19 protein-coding genes are annotated in these 14064 nt (G+C 47.1%); all 19 read right to left on the reverse strand.

Annotated elements, in window-relative coordinates; translation table 11 throughout:
- A partial coding sequence (locus AB1797_07990) for a DUF1573 domain-containing protein (protein ID MEW5767553.1) occupies nt 1-811 on the reverse strand: 811 nt, incomplete at its 3' end.
- A 74-nt stretch (nt 812-885) separates the two neighbouring features.
- Nucleotides 886-2190 (reverse strand): phosphomethylpyrimidine synthase ThiC, encoded by a 1305-nt coding sequence (thiC, locus tag AB1797_07995; GenBank protein ID MEW5767554.1) that lies wholly within the window; start codon nt 2188-2190, stop codon nt 886-888.
- Nucleotides 2191-2221: 31 nt separating this feature from the next.
- Nucleotides 2222-2353 carry a hypothetical protein gene (locus AB1797_08000; protein ID MEW5767555.1) on the reverse strand — a complete coding sequence of 44 codons (132 nt, stop codon included), beginning with the start codon at nt 2351-2353 and terminating at the stop codon, nt 2222-2224.
- A gap of 33 nt (nt 2354-2386) precedes the next feature.
- Nucleotides 2387-2704, reverse strand: a complete 318-nt coding sequence (locus AB1797_08005) for a hypothetical protein (protein ID MEW5767556.1) — start codon at nt 2702-2704, stop codon at nt 2387-2389.
- 54 nt (nt 2705-2758) lie between these two features.
- Nucleotides 2759-3967 (reverse strand): LCP family protein, encoded by a 1209-nt coding sequence (locus AB1797_08010; protein ID MEW5767557.1) that lies wholly within the window; start codon nt 3965-3967, stop codon nt 2759-2761.
- Between the two features lie 375 nt (nt 3968-4342).
- On the reverse strand, nt 4343-4927 hold the full coding sequence (gene nadD, locus AB1797_08015; protein MEW5767558.1) for a nicotinate-nucleotide adenylyltransferase: 585 nt from the start codon (nt 4925-4927) through the stop codon (nt 4343-4345).
- Nucleotides 4924-5850 carry an OmpA family protein gene (locus tag AB1797_08020; protein ID MEW5767559.1) on the reverse strand — a complete coding sequence of 309 codons (927 nt, stop codon included), beginning with the start codon at nt 5848-5850 and terminating at the stop codon, nt 4924-4926. The genes nadD and AB1797_08020 overlap by 4 nt, the downstream gene beginning before the upstream one ends.
- A 114-nt stretch (nt 5851-5964) precedes the next feature.
- Nucleotides 5965-6207, reverse strand: coding sequence for a DUF433 domain-containing protein (locus AB1797_08025; GenBank protein MEW5767560.1), 243 nt, complete (start codon nt 6205-6207; stop codon nt 5965-5967).
- A 213-nt stretch (nt 6208-6420) separates the two neighbouring features.
- Complete coding sequence (locus AB1797_08030; GenBank protein ID MEW5767561.1) at nt 6421-6687, reverse strand: DUF2442 domain-containing protein; 267 nt, start codon at nt 6685-6687, stop codon at nt 6421-6423.
- On the reverse strand, nt 6668-6850 hold the full coding sequence (locus AB1797_08035; GenBank protein MEW5767562.1) for a DUF4160 domain-containing protein: 183 nt from the start codon (nt 6848-6850) through the stop codon (nt 6668-6670). Before AB1797_08035 ends, AB1797_08030 begins: the two co-directional genes overlap by 20 nt.
- A gap of 522 nt (nt 6851-7372) precedes the next feature.
- The gene (locus AB1797_08040) at nt 7373-7570 is read right to left on the reverse strand and encodes a DUF6722 family protein (protein ID MEW5767563.1); all 198 of its coding nucleotides are present in this window, start codon (nt 7568-7570) and stop codon (nt 7373-7375) included.
- A 64-nt stretch (nt 7571-7634) separates the two neighbouring features.
- Entirely contained in the window at nt 7635-8096 is a 462-nt protein-coding gene (locus tag AB1797_08045) for a hypothetical protein (protein MEW5767564.1), read from the reverse strand.
- A gap of 107 nt (nt 8097-8203) precedes the next feature.
- Nucleotides 8204-8638 carry a clan AA aspartic protease gene (locus tag AB1797_08050; GenBank protein ID MEW5767565.1) on the reverse strand — a complete coding sequence of 145 codons (435 nt, stop codon included), beginning with the start codon at nt 8636-8638 and terminating at the stop codon, nt 8204-8206.
- Nucleotides 8635-9222 (reverse strand): isoprenylcysteine carboxylmethyltransferase family protein, encoded by a 588-nt coding sequence (locus AB1797_08055; protein MEW5767566.1) that lies wholly within the window; start codon nt 9220-9222, stop codon nt 8635-8637. Before AB1797_08055 ends, AB1797_08050 begins: the two co-directional genes overlap by 4 nt.
- Before the next feature lie 68 nt (nt 9223-9290).
- Nucleotides 9291-9620: a DUF2442 domain-containing protein gene (locus AB1797_08060; protein ID MEW5767567.1), complete on the reverse strand. Its 330-nt coding sequence runs from the start codon at nt 9618-9620 to the stop codon at nt 9291-9293.
- Nucleotides 9577-9831, reverse strand: coding sequence for a DUF4160 domain-containing protein (locus AB1797_08065; GenBank protein ID MEW5767568.1), 255 nt, complete (start codon nt 9829-9831; stop codon nt 9577-9579). The genes AB1797_08060 and AB1797_08065 overlap by 44 nt, the downstream gene beginning before the upstream one ends.
- A 35-nt stretch (nt 9832-9866) precedes the next feature.
- Nucleotides 9867-11174, reverse strand: a complete 1308-nt coding sequence (locus tag AB1797_08070) for an inositol-3-phosphate synthase (protein MEW5767569.1) — start codon at nt 11172-11174, stop codon at nt 9867-9869.
- A 32-nt stretch (nt 11175-11206) separates the two neighbouring features.
- The gene (locus AB1797_08075) at nt 11207-12085 is read right to left on the reverse strand and encodes a DUF4340 domain-containing protein (protein MEW5767570.1); all 879 of its coding nucleotides are present in this window, start codon (nt 12083-12085) and stop codon (nt 11207-11209) included.
- Nucleotides 12086-13660 (reverse strand): Gldg family protein, encoded by a 1575-nt coding sequence (locus tag AB1797_08080; GenBank protein MEW5767571.1) that lies wholly within the window; start codon nt 13658-13660, stop codon nt 12086-12088. It abuts the gene before it with no gap.
- Between the last annotated feature and the right edge of the window lie 404 nt (nt 13661-14064).

The following is a 14064-nucleotide window of genomic DNA, read 5'->3' on the forward strand; positions in this document are numbered from 1 at the left end:
AGATGTAATCTACCTCAGTCTCCACCCTTTGTATCTCTAACTTTCCCTCTGTTTCCAGCTTTATTTCTACTTCCTGGCTTACCTTTTCTCCAATCTTCACCTTTCCAAAGACGAGTCGCTCCGGCTTTAAGGTGATCGGTGTTTTAACCGTGGCGGCTATTTCAAGGGTTACTTTGGCTTCGTCCGGATCATTAGAGGTAACATAAATGCTCTTGCTCTGAGGTCCCTTAAATTTTCCTGAGTTGAAGGTTACCTTTACTTCTCCGGTATCGCCGGGCGTAATTATCTTGGAAGAGAGCAGGGCCGCAGTGCAGCCACAGGAAGCTTTGGTCTCTTCTATATAAAGATCTGTGTCCCCCCGGTTTTTGAATTTAAAGACATGCGTCACCTGAACTCCCTGTCCGATCTCTCCAAAATTATGGGAGAGTTCTTCAAAGTGGATATCCGGTTGAGCCTTTGTCTTGATTTTAGCCCCTTCAACTTCCGGCGCTATCTTTTCCTTCTTCTCCGGTGGCTTCTCTTTTTCAGGTTTGCTTTCCGGACTAGGTATTGATTCTGATTTGACCTTATCGGGTTTTACGGGGGCAGGCTTACTCTCCGGCAGTTCTGGTGGCTGCACCTGGGTTTTAGACGCCGGTTGAGTTAATGAGGCGGTTGGCTCTGAAGGGGCCACGGCGCTGGTATCAGTTCTGGCCGTCTCTGCCTGAAAGGAAGCCGGAGGCTCTACCTGCTGGCTGAACTTTATAGCCAGTCCAAGGACTACCCCTCCCACAAGTAGAGCAATTACCATACTTACTATGACATCTTTCATTATTATCCCTCCAAACTAAGTGATCGTAACACAACTTTCCTTCCTTGTCAAGTTTTTTATGGAAATCACGGACTTTACCCTTTTTTGTCCTCACTCAGATAAGGCAAAAAGTAGCGGTTAACGATATTCAGGGCGCAACTGTCACCGCACATAGTGCAGGTTTTGGTATTAACCGGGGAACGACTCTCCCAAATGAAGGCGGCCTGTTGGGGAAAGAGGCACCTTCTGAATTGTCCCTCCCAATCCAGGTTCCGTCTGGCATGGGACATGGTTTTATCCTGGGACCTATCCTTTCTTTTGATCATATCCCCGATGTGGGCGGCTATTTTGGCGGCGACCAATCCCTCTTTGACATCATAAGGAGCAGGCAAGGCCAGGTGTTCCGGGGGAGTAACGTAGCAGATAAAATCTGCCCCAAAAGAGGAGGAGAGAGACGCCCCTACCGCCGCCGAGATATGATCGTATCCGGCCGCAATATCCGTGGGCAGCGGACCTAACATGTAAAAAGGCGCCCCGCCGCTCATCCGCTTCTGGAGGATGACATTGGCCTCGATCTCATCAATAGGGATATGCCCCGGCCCCTCCACCATCATCTGACAACCCATATCCTGGCCAATCTGAGCTAATTCGGAATTTATAATCAATTCCTGGATCTGGGCCCGATCTGAAGAATCTTCCACCGCCCCTGCCCTGAGACCATTTCCCAGACTGAGGACCGCATCGTATTTCTTAAGGATGCCTACCACCCGATCGAACTGTTCATAAAGAGGATTTTCACGCTCGTTTTCAATCATCCAGGCGCTCATATAGGCCCCACCCCGGCTAACTAATCCCCCGTGACGATATCCCTGACGCTTCAGCCTCTCCAGCGTAATCCAATTAATCCCACAATGAATGGCCATAAAGGAAATCCCATCTTCACATTGTCTTTCGATCACCTCAAAGAGATATTCCGGGTCCATCTTTATGGCTGACCCTTTTTGTTTAATGGTATCCAAAAAGGCCTGATAAAGAGGCACAGACCCAACCGGAAGATTTACCGTTTGCAGGATAGCTCGTCGAATGCGGTCCAGGTCTCCGCCCGTAGATAACTCCATTAAGGTATCGGCCCCGTTTTCCTCGGCTGTCTTGGCCTTGGCTATTTCCATATCCAGATCGACGATATCGGTTGATGTCCCAATGGAGGCATTCACCTTGGTCCGAAGTCCCTGGCCAATTCCGACCACCTTTGACTGGCGGTTAAGGTTATGGGGGATAATTAATCTCCCCTGAGCAATATTTCTTCTAATCTCCTCCACGGGCAGATTTTCATCAGCCGCTACTTTTTCCATTTCATCCGAGACCTTTCCGGCTCGGGCCAATTCTATTTGGGTCGGCATATCTACCTCCAATAATCAATTATCAATGTAACTATTCAGCCACCAAGGCACAAACTCGATGCTCGATCCTGGATACTGGATCCTTTACCAGCATCGAGGATCGAGCATCGAAGATCGAGCATCGAGCATCATGTGCTGAACGGTTACCTACCTCCAATATCAATTATCCAATTAACAATTGTTAATTGGTAACTATTCAGCCACTAAGGCACAAACTCGATGCTCGATGCTCGATCCTGGATACTGGATCCTTTACCAGCATCGAGGATCGAGCATCGAAGATCGAGCATCGAGCATCCAGCATCGAGGATCGAGCATCGAGGATCGAGCATCGAAGATCGAGCATCGAGCATCCAGCATCGAGGATCGAGCATCGAGGATCGAGCATCGAGCATCCAGCATCGAGGATCGAGCATCGAAGATCGAGCATCGAGCATCCAGCATCGAGGATCGAGCATCGAGGATCGAGCATCGAGCATCCAGCATCGAGGATCGAGCATCGAGGATCGAGCATCGAGCATCCAGCATCGAGGATCGAGCATCCAGCATCATGTGCTGAACGGTTACGTTAATTGTTAATAAAGTCCTCCCCGAGGATAATAGTCACATCCACCAGGGCCTTAGGATCGACTTTCTGAATAACCTTTCCCTGTCCTAAAAACTTTGAGATATAGACGGCATTATCCCGGTTGCCTGCCTGGTCCATAATTACCGTATCTTGGTAGTCAAAACGGCCGGCATTCCCTGTCTCCACCACATCGATTTTCGGTTCTCGCCTAAGCCTGTCTCTGACTTCAGCGGCCAATCCACCCTTTCTACAGCCATTCAAAATGCGCACCGTAATCACTTTCTCCGGTGACGGAAGAGGGCTTTCATTGGTTTTAGCTAAGTGCTCCTTTAATTTAGCCACCATTTTTTGAAATTCAATCCCGTCAATTTGCCAGTAATTTATCCCATTGATATTCTGCCCCTGGCCTGGTATTTCAAAAAAGGCTATATTCTTTTCAGGGGAAAGATGTCTGACATGAGAGGCCAGGCTTAACATTTCAGCCAGCCCAAGGTTTGCTTTAATATGCCTATATATTTCTTTAATCATAGCCGGGGAACTGAGATTGGCCTTGATCTCTCTGGCTAAAAGGTTTATTACCTCTTCTCTTTTCTTGATCCGGTCGAGATCGCCTCCCGGCGTGGACCTAAAACGGACAAACTGAAGGGTCTTTTCGCCATCCAACTTTTGAAGACCACGGGGAATCCTGATGTATAAATCACCCGCCCGGTCAATATAATGCATCTCCTGATCGATAAATATTTCTACTCCACCTAACAAATCAACGACATTGACAAAACCCTGGTAGTCAAGCAGCACATAAAAGGGAATAGTAAACCCCGGCAGACCTCCACTTTTAAAGATATCCTCGGTCACACTTAAGAGCATATCTATTCCTCCTCGAGCATAAACGTGATTAATCTTATCGTAATGGTTTCTCCTCCGGTAATTAATCTTCACCCTGGTATCCCTGGGAATAGAGATGATTCCAACCTGCCTGGTTCCAGGTTCAAGGCTGACGAGAACAAGGCAGTCAGTTAATCCTTTAGAACCGGTATTATCTATCCCGATGAGGAGGATATTAATTGTCCGGCCTTCCCTGACCAACTGGTTTATTTTATTAGTCTTAAAATAAAAGAACCATAGGCCTACTCCCATGATTAAAAGTAAAAGGAGACCTAAGCCCATTATCCACTTTTTTAGAGAGGAGGCCTTTTTTCTTGTCCGCACTTTTCCTCATCCTTAAGCTCATCGGGGCCTTATTTATCATTTCGGCCACTAACGGATTAATCGCGAATCTCGAATTGCGAATTGCGAATCTATTTTTTTTCGTAACCGTTCAGCCACAAAGCCACTAAGCCAGGAAGAGAATGATAGAATAGCACACGGATGACACAGATTTTGGCGGATTCTCACGGATTTTTTCTAATAAATTTTTATCCGTGTCAATCCGTCTCATCCGTGTAATCCGTGTGCTATTATTGGTAATCTTTGTGTCTTTGTGCCTTAAAAGCTGAATAGTTACAAAAATTCCCCCTCAACTTTCATTACCCCCTGAACGGTTACTTTTTTTTCAATTCGCGATTCGCGATCCGCAATTCGCAATTATTGCCTATGATACAGCTTATGGGTCATAATGTATTCCTCCACGCCTGCAGGGACTAAATATTTAATTGAGCGTCCTTGTTTTATCCGGTTTCTTATTTCGGTAGAGGAGATGTCCAGACCGGGTATTTCTAAAAAGCGGGTGTAGGGGAGATAACTCTTATCAACCTTTAAGGTAAAATTTGGTCTATTAATAACCACAAATTGACACAGCTTAGGTATATCTTCAATCTCTTTCCAGGTAGAGAGGTCCAGGGCAGCATCGGCCCCCAGGATGAGAAATAGCCGGCTGGCCGGTCCCCACTCTAATTTAAACTCTTCCAAGGTATCTTTCGAGTAAGACTTGCCGCCCCTTACCATCTCACGGTCAGAGATGAAGAAATAGGGATTGTCTTTTATGGCGATATCGACCATCCGGTAGCGATCTTGAGAAGCAGCCTCTGGTTCTGCCTTGTGGGGAGGGCTGGCGGCAGGGACAAAGATGACCTTTTTCAGTCCCAGCTCTTCTCTGGCCATCTCTGCGGCCAGTAAATGCCCGTAGTGGATGGGATCGAAGGTTCCACCTAAGACGCCAATTTCAATCACTCCAACTCGGCCTCTTTACGAACAAAATCTTCGGGTAAAAGAACAATCTCCACCCGACGATTTCTCTCCCGACCAGCTTCAGTCTCATTGGAAGCCACCGGTCTATATTCGGCGTAACCTGCAGCACTCATCTGGTTCGGGTCAACGTCGTGGTGTTTTATCAGATATCGCAGGATAGTTGTCGCCCGAAGCGCAGATAACTCCCAATTGGACGAAAATTGGGGGGTATTTATGGGGACATTATCGGTATGGCCTTCGATAAGCAGGGGTCGATTCGAATATCTGTTAGCTATTTCAGCTACCTTGGCTAAAACTTCTTGAGCCTCGGGTCTAATCTGGGTCTTACCGGAATCAAAGAGAACCTTATCAAGCAGGCTGATAACCAGTCCCCTTTTTTCCTGCCTGAGCTCCATTTCAGACCGGGCCACAAACTCCTGGAATTCTTTAGCAATCTTAACATTCTCATTTTCCAGTTCCCGACAGGCCGCCAGTTGGTCCTTTTTTATCTTGTTCAACTCTGTTTCCATGTTCTCTGCTCTGGCAATAAGGAGCCTGTTGGTCTGGTCAAGTTCTTCCACCTTCTGAGTCAAGGCCTCTTCCCGCGATAAACACTGGTCCCTTTCGCCGGCCAGATTTTCCGCCCTTCCTTCAAGTTCGGTGATTTGGTTGGCTTTGACGGAAATCTCCTGCTGACACACTTCGGTCTTTTCCTTGAGGGCATTCTCCAGGGCTTTCTCCTGATGGGTCTTTTTATCAAGTTCTGCCTTCAATTCCTCGATTTCTTCCAGCTTATCCGTGACAACCATATCCTTTTCAGCAATGATGGCTCTAAGCTGTTTCCTGGATGAACCGCATCCATTCAGAACTAAAACAGCCATACCTAACCCCAAAGTCCCTATTATCCACTTATTTACCGTAACCATAAAACCAACTCCTTTCAAGATAGAGAAGATACAAGTTAAGCGGCTTCGCCGCAACTTTTCGAGCTATGCCCACGGTCTTGTAAACCACTAAGAGCCTATCCCAAAGCCTAATTTTCAAACAGCTACCTCACTTCCCCCTACCTCGTAGGGGGCCTCCTCGAAACGCGACAATTCACTGGCGAAAGCAAGAGCGGCCTGGATATCCTCCCAGGTTATGTTCGGGTAATCCTCAAGTACGTCCTCGATCGAATCCCCTGCCCCCAAAGCCCCCAGAATATTGCACACCATGACTCGAGTCCCCCGGATAACTGGCTTACCGTGGCATATTCTAGGGTTAATCTCGATTCTCTCGTTCATCGTCCCTACCTCCTGGCAATACTTTTATCTGAAATCCTGCTGACAGCAGGTGGATTTGGGGCCAAAGCCCCTTCCACTTTCGACGGCTGAAAGACCTGCCGTCTTGAAAGGCGAGAGGGTAAACCACAAATCTGCCTTCGGCGGACTAAACATCAAGTGGTAGCAAAAAATGTGCCAACCCCAACAGAAAAAACTTAAACATCGAGTAATACGTTAGGCTATCGGTTGCATACTCAATAAGTGACATATTTCAATGCCGTCGTCTAATTCATCCCAGTAGATAGCAAAGCCTCCTGGCTCAATGGACCATTTAATTCGTTGTTCTGGAGTGGCTTTTGCTAACCAGTCTAACCACTCAACTTGGTCTATCGCCACACTAATTTCCCTCCCATCACTAAGGGAAACACAGAGTATATTACCCACAAAATGGACATCGGTTGCTCCAACTTCTTCTATGATTCTACTTGCTAAAATAGCCATTCCACACCTCCAACAATTTATCCTGATTTTGGCGGGCCAACCTTAAAATACGATTTAACTCGGCTAGATTATAGCCATGATTGTATTCTACCATCACAGGTTGAAGCCAAATTTTAGCCTCCTTTTCACCATGTAGAACATGGATATGGGGTGGTTCGTTTATATCAGAAGAATAGAACCGGAAAAGGTCGAATAGAGGACTGGCGCAGTAGGCTTAGGCTTCCTGAGGCTATGCTGCCTCTTTCGAGAACATCGCCTCAGTCAAGCTTGCCATAACTCTGTTTCCAGCACCCCTCTAAAATTCTGTACTTCTGGTTTTTTCCCCATACGGCTTCACGTAATAGGCACTAATGCTTCATGACATTTGCTATTGTGGGTATTTGAATTGGTAACCGCAACCTAAAGGTTGCGGTTGGATCGCAGACTAAAGCCTGCGGCTACCGGCCGGCAAACTTAAGCAACCATCCCCACCAACTTCGAATGTCATAAAGCAGTAGTCCGTTACGGACGGGGGATGATGGATACCGAACCACGGAATTGTCACTATGTCCCTGCTGATATGCTCCAATCTTTGTAATCAATCAGGGGCGCCTGGACTTACGATCTTGATAATACACAAACCCACCTAATACAAGACCCATTATTAGACCCCCTAAAGCCACCATTAAAAGATTATACCACATAATTACCCCTCGTCTTCTTTGTCTAAAGAAAGGGCAATAATAGCCAGACAAATGGTTATTCCTAAACCCACTATAAGAACAAAAGGGCCCATCGGTTCTTTTGAAATTATAGAACCAACCACAAAACCTGCAAAAGATAGCTTGGCAATATCATAGAGAAATTTAGAAAGATTCTGGTGTTGCCTGATAGTTATTTTCATCCCCAAAACCTCATTCCATCCTTTTAAGATAGCACTTTACTCCATATCTGTCAAGTATTTTATTTCATTCCTTTCTGGCCTTTCTGCTAAAATCAACCTTCACTACATTATCTTTATATTCCACTTTTGGTTTTTCCATCTTCCGCTCTTCTTTAACCGATTGAGTCTTTAAAATATCTCCTCCCTTCTCCTCTTCAGCGCCTTGATATCCCACGATAAACTGGACTTTCAATTCCGGCGAGTAGACCGCTACTATGTCATCTTCCGGTATGAAACACCTCTGAAGCGAGTTGCCAAACACCAAGGCCGCTTCAATCCCTGCCTCTCCCCAGACAAATTTCATTTGGGAGTTAAAAACAAGGACCAGGCCGTTTTCTTTTTCCTCAGGCAAAAAGCCCCTCTTCCCTAAATTGACATTATCCGAATATCTGACTACGATGAATACCCGGCCGACGAGCTCCAAAATTTCGTAGAATATATTCGCTTTCAACTCATTCAATACTGGCGGGATGTTATTTGTTGGCATAACGAAAAAATCACTTACGCTCAATAGCCAGCGTGCTTTTTACGCTGGCTATTGAGCGTAAGTGGATTGATTTGTTAGATATTTTATTTTAATTTCTTTGTCCTTTCTTAACATAAAGGCAAAAGTGGTTTTTCTGGAGATTTAGGATTAGGTATAAGTTTTTTGTCTATAGCCGATATGTGCCAGTCCATTTCTTCGAGAGGCACAGCGCCAAGAAGCGGTTCAGATCCGTAGGGAAGCTCAATGACACGAACTTGACAGATTCTCCCCTGAACCTCTACCTCTGCTATACCAAAAACACGATACTCGTGTTGTCCACCATCCGCAGTATATACTTGTACGACTCCCAGAGGTTCTAATTTTAGTTTATCAATAATTTCAGTAGGAAGAGCAAGTTCAGCAGCTCCTGAATCAACAAGAGCTTGACATTTTACCTCTTCACCTTGCTTATCAATAGGCAGATATTTATTTTGCCAATTTCTTACTTTGATAAGAACATTAAATACTCCCATTTGTCCTCCTTTCAATTTTTTATTTTTCATCCAATGACGCGCAACTCCTCAAGCAGTTCCCACAAAAAAAAGGCCCATATGAACCACATGGCATCCAAGATTCCCTTGCGAATCTTCAGCGGTGACACCGTTAGGGTTTGTGGTTCCGTGTACAAGCGGAAGTTTGGGAGCCACCGTGGAGTGCGTGCACAATATTCCTGAAATTCTGGTGCGAAGTGGGAGGCCAAAAAGCGCTCTTCTCTTTTCACTACAAAGGGGTAGTACAGCCCAAACAGAACAGCCAGTAGGACGGTAAGTAGGGGGTTCTCCCCGGCCAAACCAAAGCCTATGGTGCCAAGAAAACTGAAGATATACAAAGGATTGCGCACAACCGAGTAGGGACCCTCAGTGATGAGAACGTCGTTCTTCTTCCCAGCGATGAACACAAGACACCAAACGCGGCCGAACGCAGCAATAGCAAGGAGAATAAGGCCGAGCAATTCCCCGATATCCATTACCCATGGCGGGAGAACGTGCGACGGGCGGCTAAGCACCACATAAAGCAATAGAACCGCACCAAGTAGGCGGCTCCAGTATATTCTGTGCTTTGTCGAAAATGGCTCCTGCATCATCATTACTCCTATGGCGCCCAACGGTACCGAGCTGAGCCGCCACCCGAAGGGCGGTCGGCTCCAGCGAGATGTTAGGCGGCGCGTTGGTACTTCTTCTGTTCCCGCCCCTGTAGCCATCGTTCGAACGAGGTGGGACTTTCTGTAGACCGCTTACCAAGCAACAATCCCTCAATACCGAGATCCTCATCGAGATCAGGCCAATGGATCCCATAGCCTGCACCGCTGATCTGAAAATTGGCGCGTTCGGCTGGTGTGCCGTATGCCAGACGTGGATACCACCCGATGGGAACAGAGACAGTGCGACCGTCTTCGAGATCAACCGACAAGGTATCGTCTGTAACCATCACATTCACGACTCTATATAGGGTGGGCGTAACGACCGCAGAAGGCGTCCCATTCATTTCTCAAGACCTCCAGATTCTCGCGCAGAATGCGCTCAATGTCGCGTAACTCTTTGCGACTATAGCCATGATTCTCCTCCAACGCCACATTGGGATCAATCCAGAATTTAGCGCTCCGATTCTCTCGGTCTACGTGCATATGTCGTGGCTCACCACAATCGTAGGAGTAAAAGTAGATGCGATAGGGGCCAGTCCGCAAAGCAGTTGGCATAGTTGCGATAGACCTCGCCCAGGACACAAGGGAGGTTAATCATAGTACTCCTGCCCTAAATGGGTGATTAATTCCTCTCCCCGCATCCAGCGAAGGGTATTCTTTAGTTTAATCAATTGGATAAAGAGGTCGTGTTCCGGATAAAGCTCTGGCGGCACCTGGGGGGACTTGAAGTAAAAACTGAGCCACTCCTGGATGCCGTGCATATTGGCTCTGGCGGCCAGATCAAGAAACAGGGCTATATCCAGGACAATAGGCGCCGCTAAGATGGAATCCCGACAGAGAAAATCCACCTTTATCTGCATAGGATATCCCAGCCATCCGAAGATGTCCAGATTATCCCAGCCTTCCTTATTATCTCCCCGGGGAGGGTAGTAATTGATTCTGACCTTGTGGTAAAAGTCCTTGTAGAGATCGGGATATAGATTGGGTTGGAGGATATACTCCAGCACCGAGAGCTTAGATTCCTCTTTGGTCTTGAAAGACTCCGGATCATCGAGGACCTCGCCGTCTCTGTTACCCAGGATGTTGGTAGAGAACCAGCCGGACAACCCCAACATCCTGGCCTTAAGACCCGGGGCGAGGATAGTTTTCATTAAGGTCTGGCCGGTCTTAAAATCCTTGCCGGCGATAGGGGTATTAGTTTGTTTGGCCAACTCAACCAGGGCTGGGATGTCGGCTGAAAGGTTGGGAGCGCCATTGGCATAAGGGATGCCTTCTGAGATGGCGGCGTAGGCATAGATCATACTTGGGGCAATGGCCGCATGGCCTTCTTTAAGCCCGGCCTCAAAGCTTTCGAGGCTTTGGTGAACCGGCTGCGGTTTAAGGTAAACCTCGGTGCTGCCGCACCAGATCATAACCATTCGCTGACACTGGTTTTTCTCCTTGAAGCGGCGGATATCCTCCCTGAGCTGTTCAGCCAGGTCCATCTTGGTCTTACCCGCTTTGATAAATTCCCCCTTCAATCTTTTAACATAAGCCTGATCAAAAACGGCCTGCATAGGACCGATTATCTCTAATTCATCCTTGAGGGAATCCAAAAGCGGCTTTTTCAGAACGCCGGCCTTGAGGGCGGCTTCATAGGCATTGTCCTCAAAAATGTCCCACCCCCCAAAGACAAGATCGTCCAACTCAGCCAGGGAGATAAAGTCCTTGATGGCCGGGATGCGATGTTCCGTCCGCTTCCCCAGCCGGATGGTGCCCATCTGGGTCAAAGACCCAATAGGTTTCGCCAATCCCTTCCTGACCGCTATCACGCCGGCAATAAAAGTCGTGGCTACGGCGCCTAAGCCGGGCAATAAAATCCCTAACCGTCCTTCCGGTTCCTTAATATTTACCGCCATAATTCACCTCCTCAGCTCTTCCGCCTTTTTCATTATGGCTGACAGAGCCTCTTGGTAAAGCAGAAAGATGGTCTTATCGCCATCCTTTTTTGGGCCAGGTATTGAGTCTGGCTCTCATCTTCAGCTAAGAGGGAAAGCCCCCTGGTCTCTCCGGAATCAAAGGTGATGGCCACTCGGAAATCAGGCCGGGAGAAATCCCTTTCCGGGGCAGTATCTTTAAAATCATTAGCCTTCAAGGTCGAGGCCGTTGAAAGAAGCTGGTTAACCGCTTCTGTATCAGCCGGGGATTCTTCCCCCTTAGACTCCATCTTCCAGAGATCGCCCTCTCTTAAGAGCCTAATGACCGCCTCAGTCTCGCTTAAGGTAATCTCTTTCACAGAAGCCGTGTCAAAGTCAAAGATGGTTTTATCCCGCCAATCGCTTATCTGTCTGGTGTAGTACCATCTGGAGACCCCCTTTACCCGGTATATCTGGGTAGAATTTAGCGGCCTGAGATAGGTATGGGGATAACTCTGTTTGCCTATAATGAAGGAGGAAAGGGGTCTATCCTCGGCCGAGACCTTGACTATAATCCCGCCGGTATCAACTCCATAGAAGGTCTGTTTTTCAGGAAGCTCTGAGGCCAGGGCGTCTATCTCCAGGGAGAGGATATTACCCAGCAGGTCTTCCACGTAGGCCTGGTTGGCCCGATACTTAAGGGGATCACTGATTTGCCATTCTCCCTTTTGTTTGGCCAGGACAATCTTTGCCTGGTCTTTGGTAATCTCAACTTGGGTAATCCGGTCCTTTTCGACTTCCAGCACCGGACCTACTACGCCCCGCTCCTGTTTTTTTTCTTTCAGGCTCCCCAGATAAAAGACAGCCAGAAGCAGGATAAACAAACCGGCTAAAATAGTGGTAGATTTCTTCATCTAAATCTCCCTCGCTCTTCTCTTTACCCGTCTTACCTGCCAGTATAAAAGTCCGCCTATAATTACCAAACCAGGCGGACCAAATAGGCTGGAATATTTGACTAACTTCTTTTGGCCAGAGGTAATTTCCTTTAGCTGTCTTGAGGTGGCTTCCCTGGACCTGATGGCAATCAAATCCTCATCCTGGGCCAGCCAGTCAACCAGATTAAGGAAAAAGGCCAGATTGTTCCTATTGCCCAGATATTTATCCTGAATGAAGTTGCCGTCTCCTACCACTACCATCCGGCTCTCCCGGCCTTCTTTGACTATTTCTTTAACCTCGACCGGTTTGGTGTCGGGTAAATCATGATCAGCAAAATAGCTCTTAAATCTACCCCTAATTATGGCGGCCAGAGGGATACTCGCCTTATCAAAATCTGAAGCAGGCAGTCTCCCCAGGGGGTTAATGTCAAATTGGCCTTCCTGGAGACCGCTCTTTTTAGACGACTGGGCCAGAACAGTGGCCGTCAGATTATGTTTTTCAGCCGAGGAAAGATCAAGCGAACTAACGAAGTAAAAGGTCAGATTCTCCAGATCCTTGGCGATAACATGGGATTTTTCTAGGTCGTATATCTCCGGGAAGAAGGGATAGGGAACCGTGTTGGTAATAGTAAACCAGCCCCGTCTCTGTTGGATGTTAATCCGGGTATTCCTGGCATCAAACACCAGATCAGAGTTGATCTTAAATCCATATTGAGTTAGCCAGTCATCCAACTTAAGATCAAGCAGCTCTGCTTGAGAGGTCTCGATTTGTGTCTCGACTTTGTTTATGAGAAAAGCCAGCTTACCGCCCTTCATAAGAAATTGATCAATAGCCAGCTTCTCCCAGTCGCTTAAAGCCTCCTTAGGGTTGAGGACAATTAGCACCTCTACTTCGTCCGGGACCAGCTTATCTGACAGATCAAGTGTCCGGACATCATAAGTTTTAGCCAGGGTCTCCTGAGCAGCCCTCATATCTTGATAGATGTCCGGTTCCTGATGACCGGTCAAAAAGGCGACCTTCTTTATTTCTTTACTGGTTAAACGTTTAATAGCGCTGGTAATATCATATTCCAGACCGACGGTATTTTGAACCAGAGGGATAACTTCCTGACGGTCTTCGTAAAGGAAGGCCAGGCCCATATAAACCTTTTTAAGCTCAAACTTATCATCTTGAATAACATTCACCTGGACAGGCGGGATACGAAAGGAGGCGGCTTCTTTTTCTAATTCCTCTTTGGCCACTGGATCGAGAAATTCGTAAGCCAGATGCCCGTGAGAGTATGCCTTATATTCATCTAATTGATCCCTGAGATACCTGGCCGTGCTGCTGTAAGGGTCGGGTAGATTCTCACTGAAGAAGGCCTTAATAGTTAATCTGTCCTTGAGCTGACCAACTACCTTTCGGCTGGCCTCAGATAAGGTGTATATCCTTCCTTCCGTCAAATCAAGACGGAAAAAATGACCCACCGAGATAAGATTAATGAGGATGATGATACCCAGCGCCAGTAAGACGGAGGTGATAGAATCAAGGCTAAGATAAGCTCTCTTTTTCACTTAAAAATCTCCTCCTTCACTTCGGGTGGCAGATGGCATTAGCTCCACCTTCTGCTGCCCAGCCCCCTGACCGCCAGAAGCAGGGTAAAGATAATGTAACCGTTCAGCCACAAAGCCACTAAGCCACGAAGAGAATGATAGAATAGCACACGGATGACACAGATTTTGGCGGATTCTCACGGATTTTTTCTAATAAATTTCGACCTGTGCAATTAGGTTTAACCTACTGACGCTGAAAGCGTAAAATTTTAAAGCCGTAGATACCAATCTACGGAAGTAAATACGCCCGCAACGCTCGACCCTGTAAGGGTCGAACATTGTCCATCGCATAACATTCAACCCTTTCAGGGTTGGGCTGATTTATATTTTTGTTACCGTATGTTTCACATACGGCTATGTGAAGT

This window comes from bacterium (assembly GCA_040753085.1).
Classification (GTDB): Bacteria; UBA9089; JASEGY01; order JASEGY01; family JASEGY01; genus JASEGY01.

Excerpts from the sequence above, each read along its gene's own strand:
- thiC (MEW5767554.1), bottom strand. The coding sequence starts at position 2,190 with ATGCCGACCCAAATAGAATTGGCCCGAGCCGGAAAGGTCTCGGATGAA.
- AB1797_08005 (MEW5767556.1), bottom strand. The coding sequence starts at position 2,704 with ATGCTCGATCCTCGATGCTCGATCCTCGATGCTGGATGCTCGATGCTC.
- AB1797_08020 (MEW5767559.1), bottom strand. The coding sequence starts at position 5,850 with ATGGTTACGGTAAATAAGTGGATAATAGGGACTTTGGGGTTAGGTATG.
- AB1797_08025 (MEW5767560.1), bottom strand. The coding sequence starts at position 6,207 with ATGAACGAGAGAATCGAGATTAACCCTAGAATATGCCACGGTAAGCCA.
- AB1797_08030 (MEW5767561.1), bottom strand. The coding sequence starts at position 6,687 with ATGGCTATTTTAGCAAGTAGAATCATAGAAGAAGTTGGAGCAACCGAT.
- AB1797_08040 (MEW5767563.1), bottom strand. The coding sequence starts at position 7,570 with ATGAAAATAACTATCAGGCAACACCAGAATCTTTCTAAATTTCTCTAT.
- AB1797_08045 (MEW5767564.1), bottom strand. The coding sequence starts at position 8,096 with ATGCCAACAAATAACATCCCGCCAGTATTGAATGAGTTGAAAGCGAAT.
- AB1797_08050 (MEW5767565.1), bottom strand. The coding sequence starts at position 8,638 with ATGAAAAATAAAAAATTGAAAGGAGGACAAATGGGAGTATTTAATGTT.
- AB1797_08055 (MEW5767566.1), bottom strand. The coding sequence starts at position 9,222 with ATGATGATGCAGGAGCCATTTTCGACAAAGCACAGAATATACTGGAGC.
- AB1797_08060 (MEW5767567.1), bottom strand. The coding sequence starts at position 9,620 with ATGAATGGGACGCCTTCTGCGGTCGTTACGCCCACCCTATATAGAGTC.
- AB1797_08065 (MEW5767568.1), bottom strand. The coding sequence starts at position 9,831 with ATGCCAACTGCTTTGCGGACTGGCCCCTATCGCATCTACTTTTACTCC.
- AB1797_08070 (MEW5767569.1), bottom strand. The coding sequence starts at position 11,174 with ATGGCGGTAAATATTAAGGAACCGGAAGGACGGTTAGGGATTTTATTG.
- AB1797_08075 (MEW5767570.1), bottom strand. The coding sequence starts at position 12,085 with ATGAAGAAATCTACCACTATTTTAGCCGGTTTGTTTATCCTGCTTCTG.